Raw genomic sequence first — 21,232 nt, 5'->3', positions numbered from 1 at the left:
ACAGTTCTCGTAGGAGAGAATTAATGTCTCAATGTGAGAATTACTCACCATGAGGCAGGGAAACCAGATGTGCTTGATCCAGCTGTTGGGAATGCCCGCGTTGACGCGTGACCGCGCCGCAACCGGGGCGGACGTCTGATGCCCCGCCTGAAACTCGGTATCGCCGTCGACGCCCTGCGCCTTGCGGCACCCTTCCGCATCTCCAGCCACGTGTTCGACAGTCGCCTGGCCGTCCTCGTCACCCTGGATGACGGCACGCACATCGGGCGTGGCGAGGCGACCGGGGTGTACTACCTGGGCGAAGACGTGGAGACCATGCGCATCCAGCTGGAAGCGGCGCGCGATGCGATCCAGGCGCATCCCACGCGCGAGGAGCTGCGTGCGATCCTGCCGGCCGGCGGCGCGCGCAACGCGGTCGATGCCGCCCTGTGGGAACTGGAATCCAGGCAGACGCGAACGCCCGTGTGGGCGCTTGCAGGGCTGGAGGCACCGCGGCCACTGCCGACCACCTTCACGGTCGGCGCCGATGAGCCGGCCGCGATGGCGGCGGCCGCTGTGGCCTACCGTCAGGCGCGTTCGATCAAGGTCAAATTGACGGGCGATCTCGATCTGGACATCGCCCGCGTTGCGGCCATCCGCGCGGTACGGCCGGATGTGTGGCTGGGCGTCGACGCAAATCAGGGGTATCAGATCGGCGATCTCGACCGGCTGGCCACCGCCATGGTGGACGCCGGTGTGGCGCTGATCGAACAGCCGCTGGCCCGCGGGCGCGAGGCCGATCTCGATGGATTCGTCTCGCCCATTCCGCTGGCCGCGGACGAAAGCGCGCTCACCCTGGCCGACGTGGACGGCCTGGTGGGTCGCTTCAACGTCTTCAACATCAAGCTCGACAAGTGCGGCGGCCTCACCGAGGCGCTGCTCATCGCGCAAGCCGCGCGCGACGCGGATCTGGGCGTCATGGTCGGCTGCATGGTCTGCAGCAGCCTGGGCGCTGCGCCGGGCTTCGTGGTCGGGCAGTTGTGCGATCTCGTCGACCTGGATGGCCCCACCTTCCTCAAGCAGGACCGCACGCCTGGCGTCGTGTATCGCGACGGCACGATCTGGTGCGACGAGGCGGTCTGGGGCGCCGCACGCTGAGGCGCGGGGCGCGCCTGGCTCACGGTTTGATGTCAATGCTGCGTCGCAGGATTGACAGTTCTCTGAACAGGACTATTGTGTCCTACATGGGCTTGTAAGCAGCCATTCGTCCCCAGGAGCGTCATTGCCAGGCCGGCCCCCACCCCAGAACGCCGGGGTGCCCTGACTGCCGCATTCCGTGCCCATTGCCGTGGGCTCCCAGCTTCGCTACCGAGGTCTCATCACCATGAGTCACTGTTCGCTCCGAATGAACGCGTTGTCGCTGGCCTGCGCTGCAGGCATCCTGGCCCTGGGGTGCAGCGCCACGGCACTGGCACAGGTCGCCGCCGAGAATCCCGAGCGCGATGACGTGCATACGCTGGGCACGGTCACCGCCACTGCGCAGAAACGCGTGGAAGTGGTGACCGACATCCCGATGTCGATCAGTGTCATCAGTGAAGAGCAGCTCGATCGCCTGCAGGTCAACAACATGAACGACCTGGCCGGCCTGGTCCCCGGCCTGCAGATCACCAGCCTCGGCGCGCCGGGCCGCTCGACGATCTCGATCCGCGGCATCACCCCGATGGGCAACACCGCCTCGACCTCGATCTACGTGGACGATGTGCCACTGACCGCGAATGGCTCGCTGTCCGGCGCCACCTCGGGCATGTTCGACCTGCTTCCCTACGATGTGCAGAACGTGGAAGTGCTGCGCGGTCCGCAGGGCACGCTGTACGGTGCCAGCGCGCTGGGTGGCGTGGTCAAGTACGTCACCAAGCGGCCGGACCTGGAGTACTTCGCGGGCCGCGCCGGGGCGACGATGCGTGTCGTCGACGATGGTGGACGGGTGGGTCATTCCGAACGCGCTGCGGTCAACGTGCCGCTGGTGAAGGGTCAGCTGGCCCTGCGCGCCAGCTATGCCGAGCAGACCAGCCCGGGCTGGATCGACAACAGCGTCCTGCATCGCCGCGACACCAACGACGTGTACCAGAACGCCGGCCGCCTCTCGCTGCTGTGGAAAGCCTCGGACACGGTGGACGTGCTGCTCACGGCGATGCGCCAGGAAAACAAGGGGGACAATTTCGCGACGGTCGCCCTGGACCCGGTCACGTTCAAGCCGAAGCTGCCGGGCTACTCGAACGAGTACCTGTTCCTGCAGCCGAGCACGATCAAGTACGACGTGTACGGCCTGACCGTGGATTGGGACGTGGGCTGGGCCGACTTCACCTCGGCCAGCAGCTGGATGAAATCCAACTCCTGGCGCCTGCAGGACCAATCGGTCGAGTACATTCCGCTGCTCGGCCAGAAACCCGGCGTGGGCCCGGTCATGGCATACGCCGGCCTGGACACGGATATCGAATTGAAGAAGTGGACCCAGGAATTCCGCCTGACCTCCAAGGGCGACAGCCGCCTGCAATGGCAGCTCGGCGCGTTCTACACCGATGAAGACGCGGCCTACATCGAGCGCGGCAGCGCCTTGAGCCCGGCCTTCAACCCGGTGCTCGATCTGTTCACCGCCTCGGTGCTGACCACCTACAAAGAGAAGGCGCTGTTCGGCAACGCCACCTGGAAATTCACCGACCGCTTCGATCTGGCCCTGGGCGTGCGCCATGCGCGCAACGACCAGGAGTTCCGCCAGACCCTCGGCGGCCCGCTGGGCGGTGACGGGGTGCAGCGGATCACCGAATCCTCCGAGAGCGTGACCACCTGGAGCGCCAGCCCGCGCTTGTTCCTGGGCGAGGACACCATGGCCTACGTGCGCGTAGCCACCGGCTACCGCGCCGGCAGCCCGAACCCCATCCTGCCGGCCGCGCCGGAAGTTCCCGCGCAGGTCAAGTCGGACACGTTGATCAACTACGAAGCCGGCCTGAAGAGCCACTTCTGGGACCGTCGTGCGCTGGTGGAAGTGGCCGCCTTCCGCATCGACTGGGATGACATCCGCCTCAATCTGCTCACGGCCCAGGGCATCTCCTATGGCGTCAATGGCGGCGAAGCACGCAGCCAGGGCGTTGAGTTCACCGGCGCACTGATGCCCATCGATGGGTTGCGCCTGAGCAGCAGCCTGACCTACACCGATGCCAAGCTGACCGCACCGATTCCGCCGGCCCGCCCGGGCGGCCCCAACCAGGCCGAATCCGGTGCCCAGCTGCCGCAGGTGCCCGAATGGGCCGGCAGCCTGCAGGCCGATTACCAGTTCCCGACGCGTGGCGACTGGGGCTGGAGCGTCGGCGGCGCGCTGCGCTACTACGGCGAGCGTGCGGCATCGGTGGCGTCGACACAGTCCTTTGACCTGCCCAGCTACACCACGGTGGACCTGACCGCCGAAGTCAGCAGCCAGAACACGACCGTGCGCTTCTTCGTCACCAATCTCACCAACAAGGACATCTACGTGGCGGCCGGCAGGACGATTCCTGCGGCCGGTGCGCAGCAGTACCGGCGCTGGAATGCGGTGATGATGCAGCCGCGCACGGTGGGTGTGTCGTTGGACTACAGCTTCTGACCGAACGGGCAGGGCGGTGCGGCACCAGCGGGTGCCGCACCGGCCGATACGCGGTGCCGGAGCGGATATGCTTGCAGGGGTCAGATTCCCCCACCCGCAGGCCGCAGCGTGATGAATGTCAGAAGCTTTTCCGTCCTGCCTTGCGTGGGGGTGCTGCTGTGTGCAGCGCTGCTTGTCGGCGGATGTGCACGAACGACACGGGAAACCGTGTTCTCCTCGGGCACGCTGAAGGTGGTGGCCGTTACGGAAAGCCGGCTGGATATCAACGTCAGCAAGTATCAGCATTACACGACGTACGAGCTTTACGTGGACGGCAAAAAGCTGTCGGACAAGGCTTTTTCGATGCTCCTTCAGGACCCTGACGCCACAGACGACGAGTTCGTGCATGCCGATGCGGTGGTGCTGGACGAAGGCGCGATCCTGATGGCATCGCACAGCCGCGACAGCTCACGCTGCTGGACCACGCGGCTCTCCGCCAACGGGGGCAGGGCGACGCTGGAGACGATCCTGCAGGGCACCGTCGACTGCGGCATTCGCCCGGCACCTGCAGGGTGGCGGGCGATCTACGACGACCGCAGCGATCTCATCCTGATCCGTGAACACCCTTTCCAGGTCCATCCCATGGCGGGGTATTGGTACGTCCTGTGGATCGATGGCGACGTCGCCGCGCTGTACCAGAAAGATCGCGACCATGAGCGTCTGGTCGTCAAGCTGGCGCGGATTTCCTCCGATACCACGCTTGCCGAGCAGGCACTGCCGATGCACACCTACGCCGAGCCTGACCTTCTGCATGCCTCCCCTGAACTGCGCCGGCAATGGCTGTTGGACAGCTTTACGGTGTCCATGGGGGATGCCCCCTCGATCCAGCTGCGGCCTGATCATCAACTGGACACGATCACGCCGGAGGTGTGGGCGGAGTACCAGGAGAACGACCGGCAGAACAAGGCGCTCGACGCGGACGCACGGGCTGCCGGAGATGCCTGGATCGAGGCGCAGCGCCGGGAGCTGATGGACGCGGACGCCACGCGGGGTCTGCCGAAAAAGCCGTGATTTGCTATGTTGGGCCGGCTCAATCCCGGCATTCACGAGGTCTGGCGTTTCAGTGATCGAGACCCGCCTGCTCCAACAGTTCATCGCGGTCGCCGAGGAACTGCATTTCAATCGCGCTGCCGAGCGGCTGCACATGGCGCAGCCGCCGCTGAGCCAGGCCATCCGCAGGCTCGAAAGCGCCTTGGGCACGCCGCTGTTCGTGCGGACGCACCGCAGCGTCGCGTTGACGCCGGCCGGAACCGCATTTCTCGATACCGCCCGCCGCACCCTGCAGTCGCTGGAAACGGGCGTGGCGCAAACGCAGCGGGTGGCCCAGGGCATCGAGGGCCATCTGACCCTGACCTTCATCAACATCGCCCCGTATGCCGCGTTGCTGCAGGCGCTGCGCCACTTTCGAGCGCTCAACCCGGGCATCGCGTTCACGATGCTGGAGGCCACCACCCAGGAGCAGGTAAACGCGCTGGAACAGGGCAGGGCGGATATCGGCTTCATGCGCACGCCGGGCACCACGACGCCGCACCTGCGCATGGAGCGCCTGTTGAGCGAACCGATCTGCGTGGCGCTGCCGGCCGGCCACCGCCTTGCCGCGGAACCGGGCATCCACCTTGCGTCGCTGAAGGAGGAGGCGTTCGTCGCCTCGCCACGGTCACTCGGCAAAGGATTTCATGACCAGCTGATCAGCCTGTGCCAGGCCGCCGGGTTCGTGCCCGATATCGTGCAGCAGGGCCGGCAGATGCAGACCCTGATCGCGCTGGTGTCCGCCGGCTTCGGTATCGCGTTGCTCCCCGCTTCGCTGGCGATGGAGGCCCGCGAGGATGTGGTGTTCCGGCCGCTTCAGGTGGATGCGCCGGAGGAAGCGTCACGGCTGGACCTGTTGATGGCGTGGAACGAAACCCGGCCGTCAGCGATCCGCGACCGCTTGCTACAGGCAGTCCTGCAGACGCGTTCTCCGCCCTGAGGTGACGAGACGCGCGGCGTCTTGCTGCGGTATGAAACCCGTCCTTCACCCGCGCATGGCCAGGCACTAGGCTTCTGCGGCCCTGCTGTGAAGGACCCGCCATGCCTGCTGCCATCTACGTGTTCTCGCTGTGCGCCTTTGCGTTCGGTCTGTCCGAATTCGTCGTCGCCGGCATATTGACCGCCATTGCCGACGACCTGGGCGCGCAGATTTCTCTCGTCGGGACGGCCATCGCCGCCTATGCCCTGGGCGCTGCCATCGGTGCGCCGTTCATCACCGCACTGGTCGCCCATTGGCGGGACCGGCAGATCCTGCTGCTGGCCACTGCGTTGCTGGCGTTGGGCAGCCTGCTGATGAGCGCCTCGCCGAACCTGGTCACCCTGCTGGTCATTCGGTTTGTGGTCGGCCTCGGCCACGGGGTGTTCATGGCGGTAGCCTCGGACGCGGCGACCCGGCTGGTGGACCCGCAGCGGTCCGGCCGAGCGTTGTCAGTGGTGTGGATCGGGTTGACGCTCGCGCTGGCCTTCGGCGTGCCGATCGGGACCTGGCTGGGCAGCGCGTGGTCGTGGCGCGTAGTCTTCATGGCGATTGGCGTGCTCAGTGTGGCCGGCATGCTCGGGCTGGCACTGTGCATGCCCAGCGGCCATGCCGGCTCCACCCGATCCCGGGGCGGTGCGTGGAAGGGCGTGAAGGCCATCACCCATCCGCAGCTGCTGACGACGGCCGGCATCGGCGCGCTGGTCAGTGTCGCCACGTTCTCGTTCTTCACCTTCGTCTCGCCCTATCTGCAGCAGATCACCGCTGTGGATGTGCAGTGGCTGAGCCTGGGGATGCTGCTGTTCGGCACCTGCGCGATCGCAGGCAATCTGCTCGGGGGATGGCTGGGCGATGCGATGGACGGGGATCGCAGCCTCCGGCTGGCGTTGATCGCGCTGGCGTTGAACCTGATCGGGCTCTACGGCTTCGCACGTATCCCAGCCTTGATGATGCTCCTGATCGGCACGCTGGGCATCTGCTTCTTCTCGATCGTGACGCTGCTGACCCTGCGTCTGCTCAGGCAGGCCCAACGGCTCATCCCCGCTTACAGCTCTGTGGCCGCGGGGTTGAACATCGCCTCGTTCAACCTTGGAACCGCGCTGGGCGGTGCCTTGGGCAGCCTCACGATCAGCTACGCGACGCTGGCCTCGGTACCCCTGACAGGCGCCGTGGCCGCGGCGCTGGCGGCAGTCGTGTTGTATCTGCAGAAGCGAGGGATGCGCGCGCCGGCAGCCTCAACCGGCTGAGTAGCGACCGAGCGCCCCCATCCACATACCTCCGTGAACAGCCGGGCGTAGTTGCTCCCGAGGATCTTTTCGATCCGCGCGTCACGGTGCCCGCGCTGGCGGCCACACGGCAGCGACATCCGCCCCGGTATAGTGACCCTGACTTCACCGCAAGGATCGAAGCTATGCAGAAGGGCTCGGATCTACTGGTCAAGGCGCTGGAAAACGAGGGCGTCGACCGCATCTTTGGTGTGCCGGGCGAGGAGAATCTGGACTTCCTGGAGTCGCTCCGGACCTCGCGCATCGAGTTGGTGCTCCCCCGCCACGAGCAGGCGGCCGCGTTCATGGCAGCCACCCACGGCCGGCTGACGGGCCGGCCCGGCGTATGCCTGGCCACGCTCGGCCCCGGCGCACTGAATTTCTCGACCGGCGCGGCATATGCCCACCTGGGCGCGTGGCCGATGATTCTCATCACCGGCCAGAAGCCGGTCATGAGCGCCAAGCAGGCACGGTTCCAGATCGTGGATATCGTGGCGTCGATGAAGCCGCTCACGAAAATGACGCGCCAGATCGTCAGCCCGGCCGCCATTCCGGCCACCGTACGCGATGCGTTCCGGGTGGCCATGGAAGAGCGCCCCGGGCCGGTGCACCTGGAACTGCCGGAGGATGTCGCAGGTGAGGAGGTGGAGGATGTGCCCGTCATCCCCATCCACCCGCTGGAACGTCCCATCGCACCCTCTGCCGCGCTCGACCGGGCGGAAGCGGCGATCCTGGCCGCCAAACGCCCATTGGTGATGATCGGCGCGGCGGGCAGCCGGCCATGGCTTGCCGAATCACTCTCCGCATTCGTCGCGCGCACGCGCCTGCCGTTCTTCAATACACAGATGGGCAAGGGCGCGGTCACCGGCGGCTCCAACCTCTACATGGGCACGGCCGCGCTCTCCGAGGGCGACTACGTGCACGAGGCGGTCGCCCGCGCCGACCTGATCATCGCCATCGGCCATGACACCATCGAAAAGCCACCGTTCCTGATGAAGAGTGGCGGCGGACCCAAGGTCGTGCACATCAGCTTCCAGTCCGCGACCGTGGAGCAGGTCTACCAGCCGGATATCGAAGTGCTGGGCGACATCGGGGCTTCGGTGGATGCCCTGGCCGAACGGCTGGAAGGGCGGTTGCCTGCGGACGAGGGCATGATCGCCCTGCGCCAAAGAATCCTGGCCCGCATCAACGACCGCGCCGAAGAGGACCGTTTCCCGGTCACGCCGCAGCGGCTGGTGCACGACGTGCGCCAGTCCATGCCGGACGACGGCATCGTCTGTCTCGACAACGGCATGTACAAGATCTGGTTCGCCCGCAACTACCGCACGCACGTGGCCAACACGCTGCTGCTGGACAACGCGCTCGCCACCATGGGCGCTGGCCTGCCGTCGGCGATGATGGCAGCCATGCTGTACCCGCAGCGCCGCGTCATGGCCGTATGCGGTGACGGTGGCTTCATGATGAACTCCCAGGAGATGGAAACCGCGGTACGCCTGGGGCTCAACCTGGTGGTGGTGATCCTCAACGACAGCGCCTACGGCATGATCCGCTGGAAACAGGCCGTGGATGGCTTCGACGATTTCGGCATGCGCTTCGGCAATCCGGATTTCGTGAAGTATGCCGAAGCCTACGGTGCGAAGGGGAGCCGGGTGACCGCGGTCGAAGCGCTGGTGCCGATGATCGAGGCCGCTTTCGCCGGCGGCGGCGTCCACGTGCTGGATGTACCGATCGACTATGCCGAGAACACCCGCGTGCTGGTCGATGAACTGCGCAACCGCACGCCGGACGTGGGCTGTGATTGATCGTCATCCCTGATGCTGAGCGAGGAACCCAACATGCTGACTGTCGTCCAGGCGTTCGACCGTGCCCCCATCGCCGAGATCGGGTTGGATACCGCCGCTGCCCTGGAGCGCAAGCTCAGTGCCGCCGAGCGGGTATTCAAGGAGCGCGACGGCTGGCTCGCGCCGCACCAGCGCATCGCGATCCTGCGCCGGCTCGCCGCGCTGATGGACGCCAGGCGTGATCATCTCGCGCTGCAGATTGCCCGGGAGGGCGGCAAGCCGCTGCCGGACGCCATCGTCGAAACCACGCGCGCCATCGACGGTGTCCACAACGCCGCCGACGAGCTGCGCAACTTCGCCGGTCGCGAAATCCCGATGGGGCTGTCGGCCGCGGCGGAGGGTCGCTGGGCGTTCACCACGCGGGAGCCGATCGGCGTGGTTGCCGCGATCTCTGCGTTCAACCACCCCCTGAACCTGATCGTCCACCAGGTGGCGCCGGCCATCGCCGTCGGGTGCCCGGTGATCATCAAACCTGCCTCCGCGACGCCATTGTCGTGCCTGGAATTCGTCGCGATGGTGCACGAGGCCGGGCTGCCCGAGCCGTGGTGCCAGAGCTTTCTGCCGGAGGGCAACGACCTGGCCGAGGCGCTGGCCACCGACAAGCGGGTGGCCTTCCTGAGCTTCATCGGCTCGGCCAGGGTAGGGTGGTCGCTGCACGCCAAGCTCGCACACGGTGCGCGTTCGGCGCTGGAACACGGCGGGGTCGCCCCGGCCATCGTCGATCGCAGCGCCGACCTCGGCAGGATCATCGAACCGGTCGTCAAAGGCGGCTACTACCATGCAGGCCAGGTGTGCGTCTCCACCCAGCGCGTCTTCGTCCACCAGGATGTTGCCGATGACTTTACCCAGGCGCTCATCGCACGGGTCGAGCGCCTGCGCACCGGCGACCCCACACTGAAGGACACGGATGTCGGCCCGCTGATCCAGCCACGCGAGGCCGACCGCGTCGCCGAATGGATTGACGAAGCGGTAAGTGGCGGTGCGCAACTGGCCACCGGCGGCAAGCGACTTTCCGAGACCATGCTGCAGCCCACGGTGCTGCTGGATCCGGCCAGCGACGCAAGGATCACCACGCAGGAAGTGTTCGGGCCGGTGGTGGCGGTGTATCGCTATACCGACCTGGACGAGGCGATCGCGCGTGCCAACGCGCTGCCCACCGCGTTCCAGGCGAGCGTATTCGCGAAGGATATCGATATCGCCATGCGCGCCGCCAACCGGCTGGATGCCTCGGCCGTCATGATCAATGATGCCACCGCGTTCCGGACCGACTGGATGCCCTTCGCCGGGCGCCGCGAGTCGGGGTATGGCACAGGCGGCATCCCGTACACGATGCGGGACATGTCACAGGAGAAGATGATCCTGATGCGCAGGAGCTGATCGGGCAGGCGACGTCTACGGCGCTGGCTGCGTAATGTACGTCCGGATGCCTGACACCTGTCACTTGTGACGGGTCGGTGCAAAGCGAGAATGGACCCATTCCCGCACGGCGCTGCATCGCCGGCACCCACCCAGCTCAAGGACGCCCCGTGAACATGCTGCATCCCCTTCTCTCGAACACCCCGGTGTGGGTCTGGGCGCTTCTGGTCTTTCTGGTCGCACGGGGCGTCGCCGCCATGAAACCTGGAGAAACCTCGCTCACGAAACTGGCCATCGTGCCGACCCTTTTCGTGGCGTGGGGCATCGTGTCGATGAACCACCGGTTCGGCAATGCCTGGGACGCGTGGGGTCAGTGGTCGGTGGGCATCGGCGCAGGCGTGGGCCTTGGATGGCTGCTGCTGCGGCGGGCAACGCTCACCCTGAATCCGTCCACGGGAAAGCTGTGGCGCAGTGCGGACTACAGTCTCCTGCCGCTGCTCCTGGTGACGTTTGCGGTGAAGTACGGCTTCGAGTGCGCGCTATCCGTATCCCCCTCACTGAGCGCGGACGGCAGTTTCCGCGCCGCGTATCTGCTGCTGTCTGGGGGGTTCACAGGCATCTTCCTAGGCAAGTATCTGCGGTACCTGCGCGCGTCCCGGCTTGCTGCACCGGACAGGACCGTGGATGCGGTGGGCTGAGTTGGGGCCGGCGCACATCGGCGGTCATGTTGATTCGCTTGACCACCATGCAGCTTACGGCGATGCCGGCTTCACGACGTAGCGCTCCCAGTAGCCGGCAAGCTGAGCCGCCTTTCGGTCGCTCAGCTCGCTGCCGAGGGTCTGCCGTATCCCTGCTGCTTCCTCACCACGTTCGGCACGGTACAACTCGCGGGCCGTCTCGAGCAGCGCCCGCTGGCGTACGTTGAGGTTACCGAAGGGGTCGAAGTAAGAGTCAAGGCGTGACGCGTCAGCCACCCCGGTCCACGTGAAGCGTGCTTCGCCCGCCTCCGTGGCAACGGATCGGTACCGGTCCACGGCCATCGCCGGCGTGGCCCTGCCTTCCAGCACATCCAGGCGCGTCTGCAGCAACGCGACTTCAGGCGAGTTGCGCTCTACCTTGAGGGCTTGCACCGACTCCCGAACAAACGCGCGGTCCATGTTGCCGGTGCCGGACTGGACGCCCAGCAGATTGAAGCTGGCGACAGCGGCACGGTACTCACGGCGCTCCTCCCGGTGCACCAGCGCCTCACCGGGTTCGCCGAGGCTGGACGGCTGCACGATCCGCAGGTCCGGGGAAGCGGCCAGGATCGCTTCGATGTCCCGCTTGTGGAACTCGCCAACCACCACGACAACCGTGCCGCCGGGGCGCGTTTTCGCCGCGGCGGCTACCCGCTGCGCCTGCAGGTAGGTGCGATAGAGATACAGCCTGCGCGGCAGGTCATCCGCTGCCCGCTTGGCCGGCGTTGCGGCCCACTGCGCGATCCGTTCCACGTTCTTTGCCTCGTCGGCGTGGAAGAGATCCCGCGTGAGCTGGCTCGGGGAGGGGAATGAAAGGAACTGCTGGAACCCGCTGGCAGGGCGCAGTTCCGGCGGCGCCCCCAGGTCCAGGCCGAATCCAAGCTTGGCATCTTCGACGGGTGGCTCCCAGTCGATGGGACACAGGTCGATCGCGTTGCGTCGGGCGAAAGGAACCACGACGTCCTGAACTTCGTAGGTGAACTCGTAATAGTCATTGCGTGCGAAGGCCTCCGGCGACCGCTCGATGCAGATGGCATCGGGCCTGGCATGCGCCAGGAAGGCCGCAAGGCGGGCAGGGCGGTCATTTCTGGCCACAAGCTGGGCAGCGTGGTCCACGCCAAGCACGATCACGGTTGTCGTCCCGTCGGCGGCCTTGGAACCTGCTCCGGCCGTCGCACACATCAGCAGCAGCGCTGCCGAGAAAAATAGACGCCTCACACGTACTCCCTCCATTCCATTGGATCCAACATAGCGTGCACAGCCCCCTGGCTCGTGTGCCATTGGTTGTAGTCACGCGCCCTGTGGCTGTGCGAACGGCTGCGCTCCACCGAGTTCTACGCCGATGTGACTGCCGATCTGCAGCGATTGCACGGAATTCTGGGGGCATCGTTGCGGATACGCACATCTCCGTGGAAGAGCTCCGCGCCCTGTCAGATTGGATGGCAGATCACGAGCACCTGAGGACATGCTGGCCATTCGACGAGGTGGGGAGCCTCATCACAGGCGTACTCGCCGACGGACAGATAGACCCGAAGGAACACGCGTTGCTCCTCGCATTCTTTGCGGAGTTCACGCCACTGCTCGACGACCGTACGATTACCAACCCGCTCGTACTGAAAGAACAGAGGATCGTCGGCTTGTGCGCCGTGGATCCCGAGATCAACTTTCTGGATAGGGGCTTTTGCTTTACCGGTGCGTCGTCACGCTTCACCCGCACCGAGTTCCAACAGATCGTCGAGAGGCTCGGGGGATCGGCCCACTCGGCCCCATCGAAGAAGGTCCACTACCTGGTCATCGGCGCGGAAGGCAATCCTTGTTGGGCCTTTGCCTGCTACGGGCGCAAGGTCGAAAAGGCCATTGAGCTTCGTAAATCAGGGTCACGTGTCGTACTCGTCCACGAGCTCGACTTTCACGATGCATTGGCCGACCACGGCGGCTGATTCGCCTGGGCCGCAAACAGCCTTAGGGCCAGCGATACACCCAGCGTCGGTGGCCCCATGCTTGCCTTCGGCGCGCGCCTGCTGGCGAGCGTGAGCGTGCGGAGTCAATCCTCCGCACACGACTTCACCTGAGCGGCATGCTCACAGGGTTTCGTCCGGTATCAGTCGCAGCACCTTCCCGTCCGCCCCATCGGTGAGCGCATAGACGGAGCCATCTGCAGCGACCATGACGTCACGAATCCGTTCACCCAATTCGACGAGCAGCCGCTCCTGGCGCACCACGCGATCACCGCCACGAACGAGCCGGCGGATACTCCGCTCACGCAATGCAGGCACCAGCAGATCTCCCTGCCATCCCTTGAAGAGGGCGCCTTGATACACGGCAAGACCGGAGGGTGCGATGGACGGCGACCAGATCACCTCAGGGTCCTCGAACGCCTTGTGCCGGGTAAACGGGCTCACCCGTGCAAATGGGTAGTCGATCCCGTGACTGACCATCGGCCAGCCGTAGTTCGCGTCCGGTCGAAGTCGGTTGAGCTCGTCACCGCCGCGCGGCCCGTGTTCGCTGACATAGATGGAATCTGTGACAGGGTCATGCGCGATGCCCTGCGGGTTGCGATGCCCGGAGGTGTACAGGGTCCCCACGCTCGCGCCAGGCGCGAGCTCTATGCGCATCACCTTGCCCAGCGAGTTGCGCACATTCTGCGCTTCCTCCCGGCGGGCACTACCGTCGCCCACGGTCATCAGCAGGGTGTGCGCGTCGAGAAAGGCCAAACGGCCGCCGTTGTTGCCGTCGCTGGCTTTTGGCGTAGATTCGAAAAGAATCTCCACCTGTTCCATGGACCACGCATCGCCAACGCGTTCCAGCGCGCCACGGATCAAGCGAACACCCACGCCACGTTGATCTCGATAGCCCTGCGTCAGATAGACGCGGCGATCGGTCTCGAAATCCGGCGACAGCGCAATGTCCATCAGGCCGATCACGCGTTCACGCTGATAGCCCGCGGGCATTTTGGATAGATTGACGTCCACACGTGCACCGGCGCGGTCAATCAGCTTCAGGCGGCCAGCCATTTCGGTGACGAGCAGCGTTCCGTCGGGCAGTTCCGCCAGCGACCACGGCCACTGAAGGCCGCTGGCGACGGTCGCGACCTGGTAGCCTCCTGCCGCAGGCGGCTGTGCACGTTGCGCCGTCGGCTGCATCAACATGAATGAGGCAAGCGGCAGCAGCACCAGGCCAGCCGGCAACAGCCAGGCCACGCCGCCGTGGGGGGGCGTTTCGCGCACGGTACGCGCCCTCAGCGTGTAGCTCACATAGCCTCCCACCAGCCCACACAGACTGAGCAGGGCGAAGCCGGGAATCTCCCGGATGGCGGCCACGGCCGGCATCGGAATCACACTGCGCAGCAGCGCCAGCACGACCGCCAGCCCGGCTACGCCGGCGAGCAGAGCGCAGGGCAGGGCATGGAGGCCAAGCCGACGCAGAATTGGCTGCAGACATGACGCAAGCACGCCGCCGGCCAGCGAAAAGCTGAACATTACAGGTCCGAACCAAGCCAGATCTTCCACGGTGACTGCGACCCGTGCCGGCCAGCTGACGTCCAGGCCCAGCTGGGTAAGGGCATGCAGATTGATCTGGGTCTGGAGCAGGCTGGCAACAGCGGCCGTGGCCAATGCAGCAGTGAGGGTGATCGAGACTGTTCGCAAACAGGAGCGCATGCAGGGAGTTCTTCAAAACAGGCCGAATCCACACTCTAGCAATGAGATCCGGTGAACCTCCAGTGATGCATTCCGTTGAAGAATTCACAGCGGAGGAACTGCACGGCGGCGACCCTCTACGGACCTCCCCTCTACGTAAAGCCTCTCTTCCCATGCCAAACAAGCAACTCACGACCATCAATCCGCTGACCGAAGAAGTGCTCGCCACCTATTCCTACATGTCGGACGACGACGCCGCCGCCACGGTGAAGGCAAGCCACGACGCATTTCTTCAGTGGCGTCTGCGCAGTCTGGATGAGCGAGCGAAAGTCATCGCAGACATCGCCAAGGCGCTTCGTGCGCGCAAGGAAGAGTTTGCGCAGCTGATGACCGACGAGGTCGGCAAGCTCATTGAAGACAGCCGTACCGAAGTCGAGCTGTGCGCCAGCATCTGCGACTACACCGCCAAGCAAGGGCCCGTCGCCCTGGCCGATGAAGAGCGCGACGTGGAGGGCGCCACCGGCATTGTGACTCACGCCCCGATCGGCGTGGTTTACGGCATTCAGCCGTGGAACTTCCCGGCCTACCAGGCCATCCGCTATTCCATCGCCAGCCTGATGGCGGGCAACGGGGTGTTGCTCAAGCATGCCGAGAGCTGCACCGGGAGTGGCCTGCTGCTGCGTGACATCTACGAAAGCGCCGGGCTGCCCAAGGGGCTGTTCGGGGTGCTGCTGATCACCCACGACCAGTCCAATGACATTGTGGAGAACGACCTGGTGCGCGCGGTGACACTGACCGGGAGCGAGGCCGCGGGGCGCACCGTGGCCGCCAAGGCCGGCGCGGCACTCAAGAAGACGGTGCTTGAGCTGGGCTCGAATGACGCCTATCTGGTGCTGGACGACGCCGACCTGGAGCTGGCGGTGGCGACCTGCGTCAAAGGCCGCCTGTTCAACAACGGGCAGACCTGCGTCAACGCCAAGCGCTTCATCGTGACAAAGAAGAATTACGAGGCCTTCGTGAGCGCCTATGCAGAGGCCTTCGAAGCGATCCGGATGGGCGACCCGAATGCGGACCGCACCCAACTCGGCCCGATGGTCTCCAAGGCGCAGCGCGACAAGCTACACGAACAGGTGACCACGAGCGTCTCCCAGGGGTCACGCCTGGTGGTTGGCGGCGAAGTGCCGGACCGCACGGGCTGGTTCTATCCGGCCACGGTGCTGGCGGATGTGGCGCCGGGGCAGGTGGCCTACGAGGATGAGCTGTTCGGCCCTGCAGCGGCCATCATTCGCGCGGAGGACGATGAGGATGCGATGCGAATCGCCAACGACAGCCGCTACGGCCTGGGCGGCGGCATCTTCAGCCGCGACGTGCAGCGTGCCCGGGAGCTGGCCACCAAGTACTTCGACACCGGCATGATCTTCATCAACACCTTCGACGTGGCATCGCCAACGCTTCCGTTTGGCGGTGTGAAGGCGTCGGGCTATGGTCGCGAGCATGGTCCGGAAGGTCTGAAGGAGTTCGTGAACGTGAAGTCGATCAAGATTGCCGCGAAAGCATCGGCTTGATTTCAGCACCGGCGCCGGGCTGTAGGACTCTGCGCCTGCGTGCGGTGGCCGAGCCGGGTAGGGCGTCGGGCGCAGGCTTGAAGCGGTAAGCTTCCCCCAGCTACAGGGGGAAGCTCATGCTCAAAAGGATTTCAGCAGGATTGCTGCTTTTTTCGCTTGCCTGCTCTTCGCAGGCGCAAGTGCACTCTGCAACGGGTCCCCGACCCAAGCCGTTGCCTCCGGCGCCCAAGGCTGCCTACAACTCGATGTCGAAGGGCACCACGCCGTTCAATTGCGAAGAATTGGCGTGGCCGAATCACCCACATCCCGGCATGAAGGCTTACTGCGAACGCGTTGAGGCCCGTACTCTGTCAGCTGAGGCCCAACGCGCCGGGCGCCCGGGACCGTCGGACAGCGTGATGAAGCTGCCATCCTTGGGATCAGAGGACTCCAAGCGTTCGGGAACAGCATGTATCGGCGGTCAGGCGTTCCGGAAACTCCCGAATGGATGGGAGCAGGTCCATGCTGCTGCAGGCGGCTGGCAGCGATGTCGGGAGCGGTAGCCAGGGGTGCGAATGGGGTTTTGTGTCGGCTACTCAGCGTGCGAACTCCTCCGCACCACGTTGCTGCGTAGGCCTATGCAGCGGACAAGGATGTCCATCAACCGCATTGCTTAGATTCCGGGCCTGACCGGTCCGCTGCGATCCTTGCTTCAGATAAATTGGCTGAGCGCTTTTTGCATCATGGACGACGGCGAAGGGTAGTCAGAAGAAGTCCTGCACCAGCAAGCAGACACGCAGCTAGGGCCGCGATCGAAAGCGGCAGATGGAACTTCTCGTGCCCGGCCGCAGCGAACAGGACATGGATTCCTGCTGTCGCCATCCCGGTAGCCCCGCAGACGACGGCGTAGGCTCTGGCGGAAGGCTTGGCCAGGACTACCTGCCGATAGCCGTGAAGCAGTACACCAACGGCGACCAGGTTGAATACCAGGAATCCCTGAACCCCGCCTGGCACCCGGAACATGTCCCATTCGTGCCAGAAAGCCGCATCGATCTGATGAAGGATCAACGATAACAGTGTTGCCAGATACCAACGCTCCATGAAGACTCCGTCCTTCTTCTCGGGCGCGAGTCTATCAGTGTCCGATCACTGCCCGACCGGGCACGACGGAGCCCACCTACCGCGATGGGCCCCGCCGGCAAGTGTCACTTCGGCATCAGCACGCTGTCCACCACGTGCACCACGCCGTTGGACTGCATGACATCAGCGTCCGCGCGCGTTCGCATGGGGCTCATCCCCCTGGAAATCCAGGAAAAGTGCTTCCTCTATTACGCAGGGGAAACGCTCCACCTGCACCGCAGCTGGACCGGCTCCCGCATCGCCCGGGTGCACTTCGCGCCCGACGGCGACGGGTTGCGCGCGACCAGCGCCGAGGTCAACCGCGAGCCTCAGCAGTACACGGCTACCGATGATGCAGCGGACATCGATCTCATCGAGCGGTTGGTACGCGAGCTGGGGCCTTCCCAACAGTATCTCGCCGAGCGGCGTACTGCGATCTGCGGTCGTTGATCCTCTGCTCGGGCAGACATGCATGACGTGCGCAGCAGAAAGTACTCAATGTTCCTGTGTTCGGGCCGATAAGTAGCCATGGACTTGGGCGGTTGCGCCTGCGTCGCCTCTTTGAACGCAAAGGACTGTGTTGCATGAAGACAGTATTGGAGCTTGTTGCCGATCGCGCCGCGTCGGACATTGCTCGCATCTTCCCAGAGAACTGGAGCTCGCCCAAGGCCGGCCGGAACATCAGAGATCTGGTGGCCTACGCACTGGCGGGGGTGAACTATCGGGCCGCTGTTCGGCAGGTGCGCGCTGAGGGCGAGCCTCGCTACCCCAACCCGCTGCCATTCATGGACGCGGTTCCAGATCACGATGGGGAGTTCAGCCTGGGCGTCGCCATCAGGGACGCCTTCGACTGGCTCCAATTCGAACTCGTCGCTTGCGGAGGTGTGTTGACCAGCGTGTCCAAGTCGAGGCACGGGCCAACTGCCATGCTTGTTCGTACGCGCTTGGACGTGGTCCGCAGTCAGACGATCGAGGATCCAAACAAGAGGGCGTTCACGGCAATCGTTCTCGCGACCGATCACGGACAACTGCTCGATGAACTGGAGCTTCTTGCCGACCTCAAAGGATCATGGGAGCTTTCGAACTTTGAGTATGCGCTTGCTGGTGATGGCGATGCCATTGGTGTTCACGTCACGGTCGATCCTGAGGATCGATTCCGCACCAGGAAGCGCCGCAGGTGGGCTGCCCCCTCTGTTGATGTATCCAGGAAGCGATCCGCCCTGAGCGATTCGATGGCCGGCGTCTACAACCCCTCCTATGAAAGTCGCGTGTGGGTTCCCTTGCTACGCGATGAGCAGGACTGGTGGCTGGAGCAGTGGCCACCCAAGCAGTAGCGGCCTTGCCGCATGACCCACACCGCGAATGGAATCAACGTTTTTCAAGGAGAGCAAGATGGCTGAAGAAAAGAAGGCAGTGACGCTGAGCAGTGCGGATCAGAAGAAGGTAAATCGACTTGCGCGGGAAGGGATGAAGCTGGTCGACATCCGTCGGGAGCATTTCCCGGAGGTCAAGTACGCCGCGCTCCGCGCCGTGGTTCTCGATACGGGTTCGCAGTCAGCGATTGGTCGCTTCAAGGCGATCAACAAGGAACTGGCTCTCATGGCAAAGGCGACTACGGGGGCGCAGCGCAAAGAACTTGCTGCTTCACTGAGTGCGCGCATCAAAAGCCTTCATGAGGACTACATCAGGAGCGCAAAGAAGCTGGACCAGGTGCGCGACGTCCTCCAGAAGTAGCCCGGTGCAGGAAGCCCACCAAGAGTTCAAGGCAGCTGCCCGGCGCTGATCAGCCGGGCAGCTGCTCTACTCATGAAAGCGAGGCCGGACTTCCCAGCGCCGCGTTGAGAGCGATCAGTTCAGGGCGAACGTCACCGGCCATCGATGGTTGCCGGGTTGAAGGTCCATCGCCGCGCGGCCTCCTTGGCGGCGCGATCCAGGTCGCTGTTACCGGAGGATGTCTCCACCGACACATCGGTGGGATAACCCTGCGCATCGACATCGACCCTCACCCGGACAACGCCCTCGATGCCAGCGCGGAAAGCTGTCGGAGGTGGCGCGGGGCAGGGGAGGAACGAATGGTGATGTCGGTGGAACCGGGTGATTGCTCGGGTGCCGCATTGTCTTCCCGGGGAGTCACATCATGATCCTGCGCGGGCTTGTCCTGTTCTGCAGGCCGGTCTTCAGCTACCGGCTGGGAGCGGGGGGGGGATCCGCCGCTCGCGGAGCGGCCCTGGTTGTCGCGCAGCTCTCCATGATGCGATTGGTGATCCAACCCTGGATGTCACGGCAGGCATTGAAGTTTCCACCCTGACACTGCTGTTGTCCGTCAGCGCTTTCCCTGTGGTGTCGTCCACGAGAAGCAAGGATTTCGGCTTATCAAAGAATGCAGGCCCAATCGATGCGATGTAGCCCTTTGAGTCCAGCGCGTAGTCCTAGTTCTCGGCACCTTGGCCCGTAGGAAGGTGCCGGTAGGCAAATCACGCAACGCCAGCGAGGACAGCGCCAACCAGCAGTAGCGCTGGCCAAGGGCTCCGCCGGGCATTCCGCTCGGCCTTGCTTTGCCTGAACTGCAGCGGCGCTGTATCGCCAGCTGAAGCTGTCGCGGCCTGTTGGGGCCCAAGGCGTGTCGCCATTGACGGGCATGCCAGAGGCCGGCTGCCAGGCATCGAGGGCCGCTGTCATCACGTACGATAAAGACCAGAGGGCATCGGGTCACTGCTGGCGAGATCTAATGGGTGCGGGAACTGGCCACTCTCGTGTACCCGCTCCATACCGCCTACATGACGTCGTTGCGGCGCTCGCGGCAACCGTTAGAATCTCACCAACCTATTGAATTCTGCCACGCAAGATGATCGATGACATTGAGCTTGCCATGGTGCTCGACCCTGAGCTTGGCAGGCTGTACGAGAGCGGCAAGAACCTGAGTGGAGAGGCCCCGGCACTCAGCCTTTCCCATCTTCGCGGCTTCGCCCATAGATTCTGTACGCTCGTAGATGAGCCCAATGCTCAGAGTAGTGAGCCCCTTGCACAGAAGATTCGAAACCTCGGCACTCGCGGAATAGCGAACCGGCCTGTGTTGAGTGCTCTGGGTGTACTGCATTCCAACGGCAACATAGCGGCTCATCCCGAGCACCACGGCTACGCTTCACACGACTTCGGTGGCATGTCCAAGCTGTCACTCGACGCCGCTCTGCGGCTTCTGAAGGAGCTTTACTGGCGAACGCATCAAGTCGAAGTTGACTGCATCGTAGCCCCCGTGAAGTCCAACGCTCTATGGCAGATGTGTGGGAAAGCCATGCTGGACGGTGATCCGGAGGCAATGTTCCAGGCCGGATCGTACTTCATGGAGTGCTCGAGTCCCGCTGGCCGCCAGCCTTACGAACTTTCTGCCCGAGAGTGCGTCGCTGCTGAGGAAAGCCTGGAACAGGCACTCTTCTGGATGCGCAGGGCCGCAGTCAAGGAGCACGTCGGCGCAAGCTACTCATTTGGACATCACCTTGTCAGCGAGTCAACGCCAACCGATCCGCAGCACACCCGTGGACAGAACTTCATCGCCCATGCCGCCAGGGCGGATCTTCCTGATGCGCTTGTGTATGTAGGCAATGCCTACCTGCACGGAAATGGAATCTTCCAGAAGGATCCCGCGCTGGCCAGGGAAATGTATGAAAAGGCCGTACGGTCAGGTCATCCGGAAGCGCTCGCGCAACTGGGAGCAATGCTATCTCTTGGGATTGGCGGCATCGCGGACAAGGCGGCCGCAGCCAGGTACACAACCGAGGCTGCCAATGCCGGTGACCCCCAGGCCCAATACAACCTTTCCGTGATGTATCTACACGGGGACGGCGTCCAGAAGGACATGGCAACGGGGCTTACCTATCTTCAGGAGGCAGCGTCCCAAGGATATCCAGACGCCATCTATAACCTTGCGGCGTCGATTGAGGGTGGGCTCATCCCCGGACAATCCGAACTCGACGCTGAGGAGCAGTACATTCGTGCGCTCCAGTTTCCCGACTACAGGATGGTCGGCAGGGAATCATTACGTACAGGGCCAAAAGCTGCCTAAGCGACTGAATTT

Annotated in this window: 19 protein-coding genes; 14 read left to right on the top strand and 5 right to left on the bottom strand. The window is 64.3% G+C overall.

Annotated elements, in window-relative coordinates:
• The first annotated feature begins 138 nt into the window (after nt 1–138).
• The 8 genes from OC373_RS17995 (at nt 139) to OC373_RS17960 (ending at nt 10,820) form a co-directional block, all read left to right on the top strand.
• On the top strand, nt 139–1,137 hold the full coding sequence (locus tag OC373_RS17995) for a dipeptide epimerase (protein ID WP_261998218.1): 999 nt from the start codon (nt 139–141) through the stop codon (nt 1,135–1,137).
• Nucleotides 1,138–1,384: 247 nt separating this feature from the next.
• Nucleotides 1,385–3,616 carry a TonB-dependent receptor gene (locus OC373_RS17990; protein ID WP_070425164.1) on the top strand — a complete coding sequence of 744 codons (2,232 nt, stop codon included), beginning with the start codon at nt 1,385–1,387 and terminating at the stop codon, nt 3,614–3,616.
• 111 nt (nt 3,617–3,727) lie between these two features.
• Nucleotides 3,728–4,666, top strand: a complete 939-nt coding sequence (locus OC373_RS17985) for a hypothetical protein (RefSeq protein ID WP_261998217.1) — start codon at nt 3,728–3,730, stop codon at nt 4,664–4,666.
• Nucleotides 4,667–4,718: 52 nt separating this feature from the next.
• Nucleotides 4,719–5,624, top strand: a complete 906-nt coding sequence (locus tag OC373_RS17980) for a LysR substrate-binding domain-containing protein (protein ID WP_261998216.1) — start codon at nt 4,719–4,721, stop codon at nt 5,622–5,624.
• 119 nt (nt 5,625–5,743) lie between these two features.
• Nucleotides 5,744–6,907 carry an MFS transporter gene (locus tag OC373_RS17975; protein ID WP_237393543.1) on the top strand — a complete coding sequence of 388 codons (1,164 nt, stop codon included), beginning with the start codon at nt 5,744–5,746 and terminating at the stop codon, nt 6,905–6,907.
• A 164-nt stretch (nt 6,908–7,071) separates the two neighbouring features.
• On the top strand, nt 7,072–8,727 hold the full coding sequence (locus OC373_RS17970; RefSeq protein ID WP_261998215.1) for an acetolactate synthase large subunit: 1,656 nt from the start codon (nt 7,072–7,074) through the stop codon (nt 8,725–8,727).
• A gap of 33 nt (nt 8,728–8,760) precedes the next feature.
• Nucleotides 8,761–10,143: an aldehyde dehydrogenase family protein gene (locus tag OC373_RS17965; protein ID WP_261998214.1), complete on the top strand. Its 1,383-nt coding sequence runs from the start codon at nt 8,761–8,763 to the stop codon at nt 10,141–10,143.
• Between the two features lie 155 nt (nt 10,144–10,298).
• A complete protein-coding gene (locus OC373_RS17960) occupies nt 10,299–10,820 on the top strand; it encodes a DUF6622 family protein (RefSeq protein WP_070425159.1) in 522 nt (173 codons plus the stop codon).
• A 54-nt stretch (nt 10,821–10,874) separates the two neighbouring features.
• On the opposite strand, the gene OC373_RS17955 is transcribed toward OC373_RS17960, so the two are convergent.
• Nucleotides 10,875–12,077, bottom strand: coding sequence for a hypothetical protein (locus tag OC373_RS17955; RefSeq protein WP_261998213.1), 1,203 nt, complete (start codon nt 12,075–12,077; stop codon nt 10,875–10,877).
• Nucleotides 12,078–12,268: 191 nt separating this feature from the next.
• Between OC373_RS17955 and OC373_RS17950 the strand changes: the two genes are divergently transcribed.
• Nucleotides 12,269–12,799, top strand: a complete 531-nt coding sequence (locus tag OC373_RS17950) for a BRCT domain-containing protein (RefSeq protein ID WP_070425156.1) — start codon at nt 12,269–12,271, stop codon at nt 12,797–12,799.
• 141 nt (nt 12,800–12,940) lie between these two features.
• Here OC373_RS17950 and OC373_RS17945 read toward each other — a convergent pair whose 3' ends face one another.
• Nucleotides 12,941–14,518 (bottom strand): PQQ-dependent sugar dehydrogenase, encoded by a 1,578-nt coding sequence (locus OC373_RS17945; protein ID WP_261998212.1) that lies wholly within the window; start codon nt 14,516–14,518, stop codon nt 12,941–12,943.
• A 65-nt stretch (nt 14,519–14,583) separates the two neighbouring features.
• Here OC373_RS17945 and OC373_RS17940 point away from each other — a divergent pair, with 65 nt between their 5' ends.
• On the top strand, nt 14,584–16,062 hold the full coding sequence (locus tag OC373_RS17940; protein WP_261998211.1) for an NAD-dependent succinate-semialdehyde dehydrogenase: 1,479 nt from the start codon (nt 14,584–14,586) through the stop codon (nt 16,060–16,062).
• 720 nt (nt 16,063–16,782) lie between these two features.
• On the opposite strand, the gene OC373_RS17935 is transcribed toward OC373_RS17940, so the two are convergent.
• Both OC373_RS17935 and OC373_RS17930 read right to left on the bottom strand, forming a co-directional pair.
• Complete coding sequence (locus OC373_RS17935) at nt 16,783–17,142, bottom strand: DUF6713 family protein (protein ID WP_261998210.1); 360 nt, start codon at nt 17,140–17,142, stop codon at nt 16,783–16,785.
• A 104-nt stretch (nt 17,143–17,246) separates the two neighbouring features.
• A complete protein-coding gene (locus OC373_RS17930) occupies nt 17,247–17,336 on the bottom strand; it encodes a fasciclin domain-containing protein (RefSeq protein ID WP_156785655.1) in 90 nt (29 codons plus the stop codon).
• Here OC373_RS17930 and OC373_RS17925 point away from each other — a divergent pair.
• The 3 genes from OC373_RS17925 (at nt 17,326) to OC373_RS17915 (ending at nt 18,894) form a co-directional block, all read left to right on the top strand.
• Nucleotides 17,326–17,610, top strand: coding sequence for a hypothetical protein (locus OC373_RS17925; protein ID WP_261998209.1), 285 nt, complete (start codon nt 17,326–17,328; stop codon nt 17,608–17,610). The two genes, OC373_RS17930 and OC373_RS17925, sit on opposite strands and share 11 nt — an antisense overlap.
• Nucleotides 17,611–17,744: 134 nt before the next feature.
• Nucleotides 17,745–18,494: a hypothetical protein gene (locus OC373_RS17920; protein WP_261998208.1), complete on the top strand. Its 750-nt coding sequence runs from the start codon at nt 17,745–17,747 to the stop codon at nt 18,492–18,494.
• Between the two features lie 58 nt (nt 18,495–18,552).
• The gene (locus OC373_RS17915) at nt 18,553–18,894 is read left to right on the top strand and encodes a hypothetical protein (RefSeq protein ID WP_156785654.1); all 342 of its coding nucleotides are present in this window, start codon (nt 18,553–18,555) and stop codon (nt 18,892–18,894) included.
• A 131-nt stretch (nt 18,895–19,025) separates the two neighbouring features.
• Here OC373_RS17915 and OC373_RS17910 read toward each other — a convergent pair whose 3' ends face one another.
• On the bottom strand, nt 19,026–19,166 hold the full coding sequence (locus OC373_RS17910) for an energy transducer TonB (RefSeq protein WP_261998207.1): 141 nt from the start codon (nt 19,164–19,166) through the stop codon (nt 19,026–19,028).
• Between the two features lie 839 nt (nt 19,167–20,005).
• Here OC373_RS17910 and OC373_RS17905 point away from each other — a divergent pair.
• Nucleotides 20,006–21,220 (top strand): tetratricopeptide repeat protein, encoded by a 1,215-nt coding sequence (locus OC373_RS17905; RefSeq protein WP_261998206.1) that lies wholly within the window; start codon nt 20,006–20,008, stop codon nt 21,218–21,220.
• Nucleotides 21,221–21,232: the final 12 nt, after the last annotated feature.

Origin of the sequence: Stenotrophomonas sp. Ste96, from assembly GCF_024519495.1 — a bacterium.
Taxonomy (GTDB): Bacteria; Pseudomonadota; Gammaproteobacteria; order Xanthomonadales; family Xanthomonadaceae; genus Stenotrophomonas; species Stenotrophomonas bentonitica_A.
Note: the sequence above shows the minus strand (reverse complement) of the source record. Positions and strands in the feature narration are given on the sequence as shown.

Coding starts and splice junctions, on each gene's coding strand:
- OC373_RS17940 (WP_261998211.1), top strand. CDS start 14,584: ATGCATTCCGTTGAAGAATTCACAGCGGAGGAACTGCACGGCGGCGAC.
- OC373_RS17930 (WP_156785655.1), bottom strand. CDS start 17,336: ATGAGCCCCATGCGAACGCGCGCGGACGCTGATGTCATGCAGTCCAAC.
- OC373_RS17965 (WP_261998214.1), top strand. CDS start 8,761: ATGCTGACTGTCGTCCAGGCGTTCGACCGTGCCCCCATCGCCGAGATC.
- OC373_RS17925 (WP_261998209.1), top strand. CDS start 17,326: ATGGGGCTCATCCCCCTGGAAATCCAGGAAAAGTGCTTCCTCTATTAC.
- OC373_RS17995 (WP_261998218.1), top strand. CDS start 139: ATGCCCCGCCTGAAACTCGGTATCGCCGTCGACGCCCTGCGCCTTGCG.
- OC373_RS17915 (WP_156785654.1), top strand. CDS start 18,553: ATGGCTGAAGAAAAGAAGGCAGTGACGCTGAGCAGTGCGGATCAGAAG.
- OC373_RS17985 (WP_261998217.1), top strand. CDS start 3,728: ATGAATGTCAGAAGCTTTTCCGTCCTGCCTTGCGTGGGGGTGCTGCTG.
- OC373_RS17935 (WP_261998210.1), bottom strand. CDS start 17,142: ATGGAGCGTTGGTATCTGGCAACACTGTTATCGTTGATCCTTCATCAG.
- OC373_RS17990 (WP_070425164.1), top strand. CDS start 1,385: ATGAACGCGTTGTCGCTGGCCTGCGCTGCAGGCATCCTGGCCCTGGGG.
- OC373_RS17945 (WP_261998212.1), bottom strand. CDS start 14,518: ATGCGCTCCTGTTTGCGAACAGTCTCGATCACCCTCACTGCTGCATTG.
- OC373_RS17920 (WP_261998208.1), top strand. CDS start 17,745: ATGAAGACAGTATTGGAGCTTGTTGCCGATCGCGCCGCGTCGGACATT.
- OC373_RS17905 (WP_261998206.1), top strand. CDS start 20,006: ATGATCGATGACATTGAGCTTGCCATGGTGCTCGACCCTGAGCTTGGC.
- OC373_RS17960 (WP_070425159.1), top strand. CDS start 10,299: ATGCTGCATCCCCTTCTCTCGAACACCCCGGTGTGGGTCTGGGCGCTT.
- OC373_RS17970 (WP_261998215.1), top strand. CDS start 7,072: ATGCAGAAGGGCTCGGATCTACTGGTCAAGGCGCTGGAAAACGAGGGC.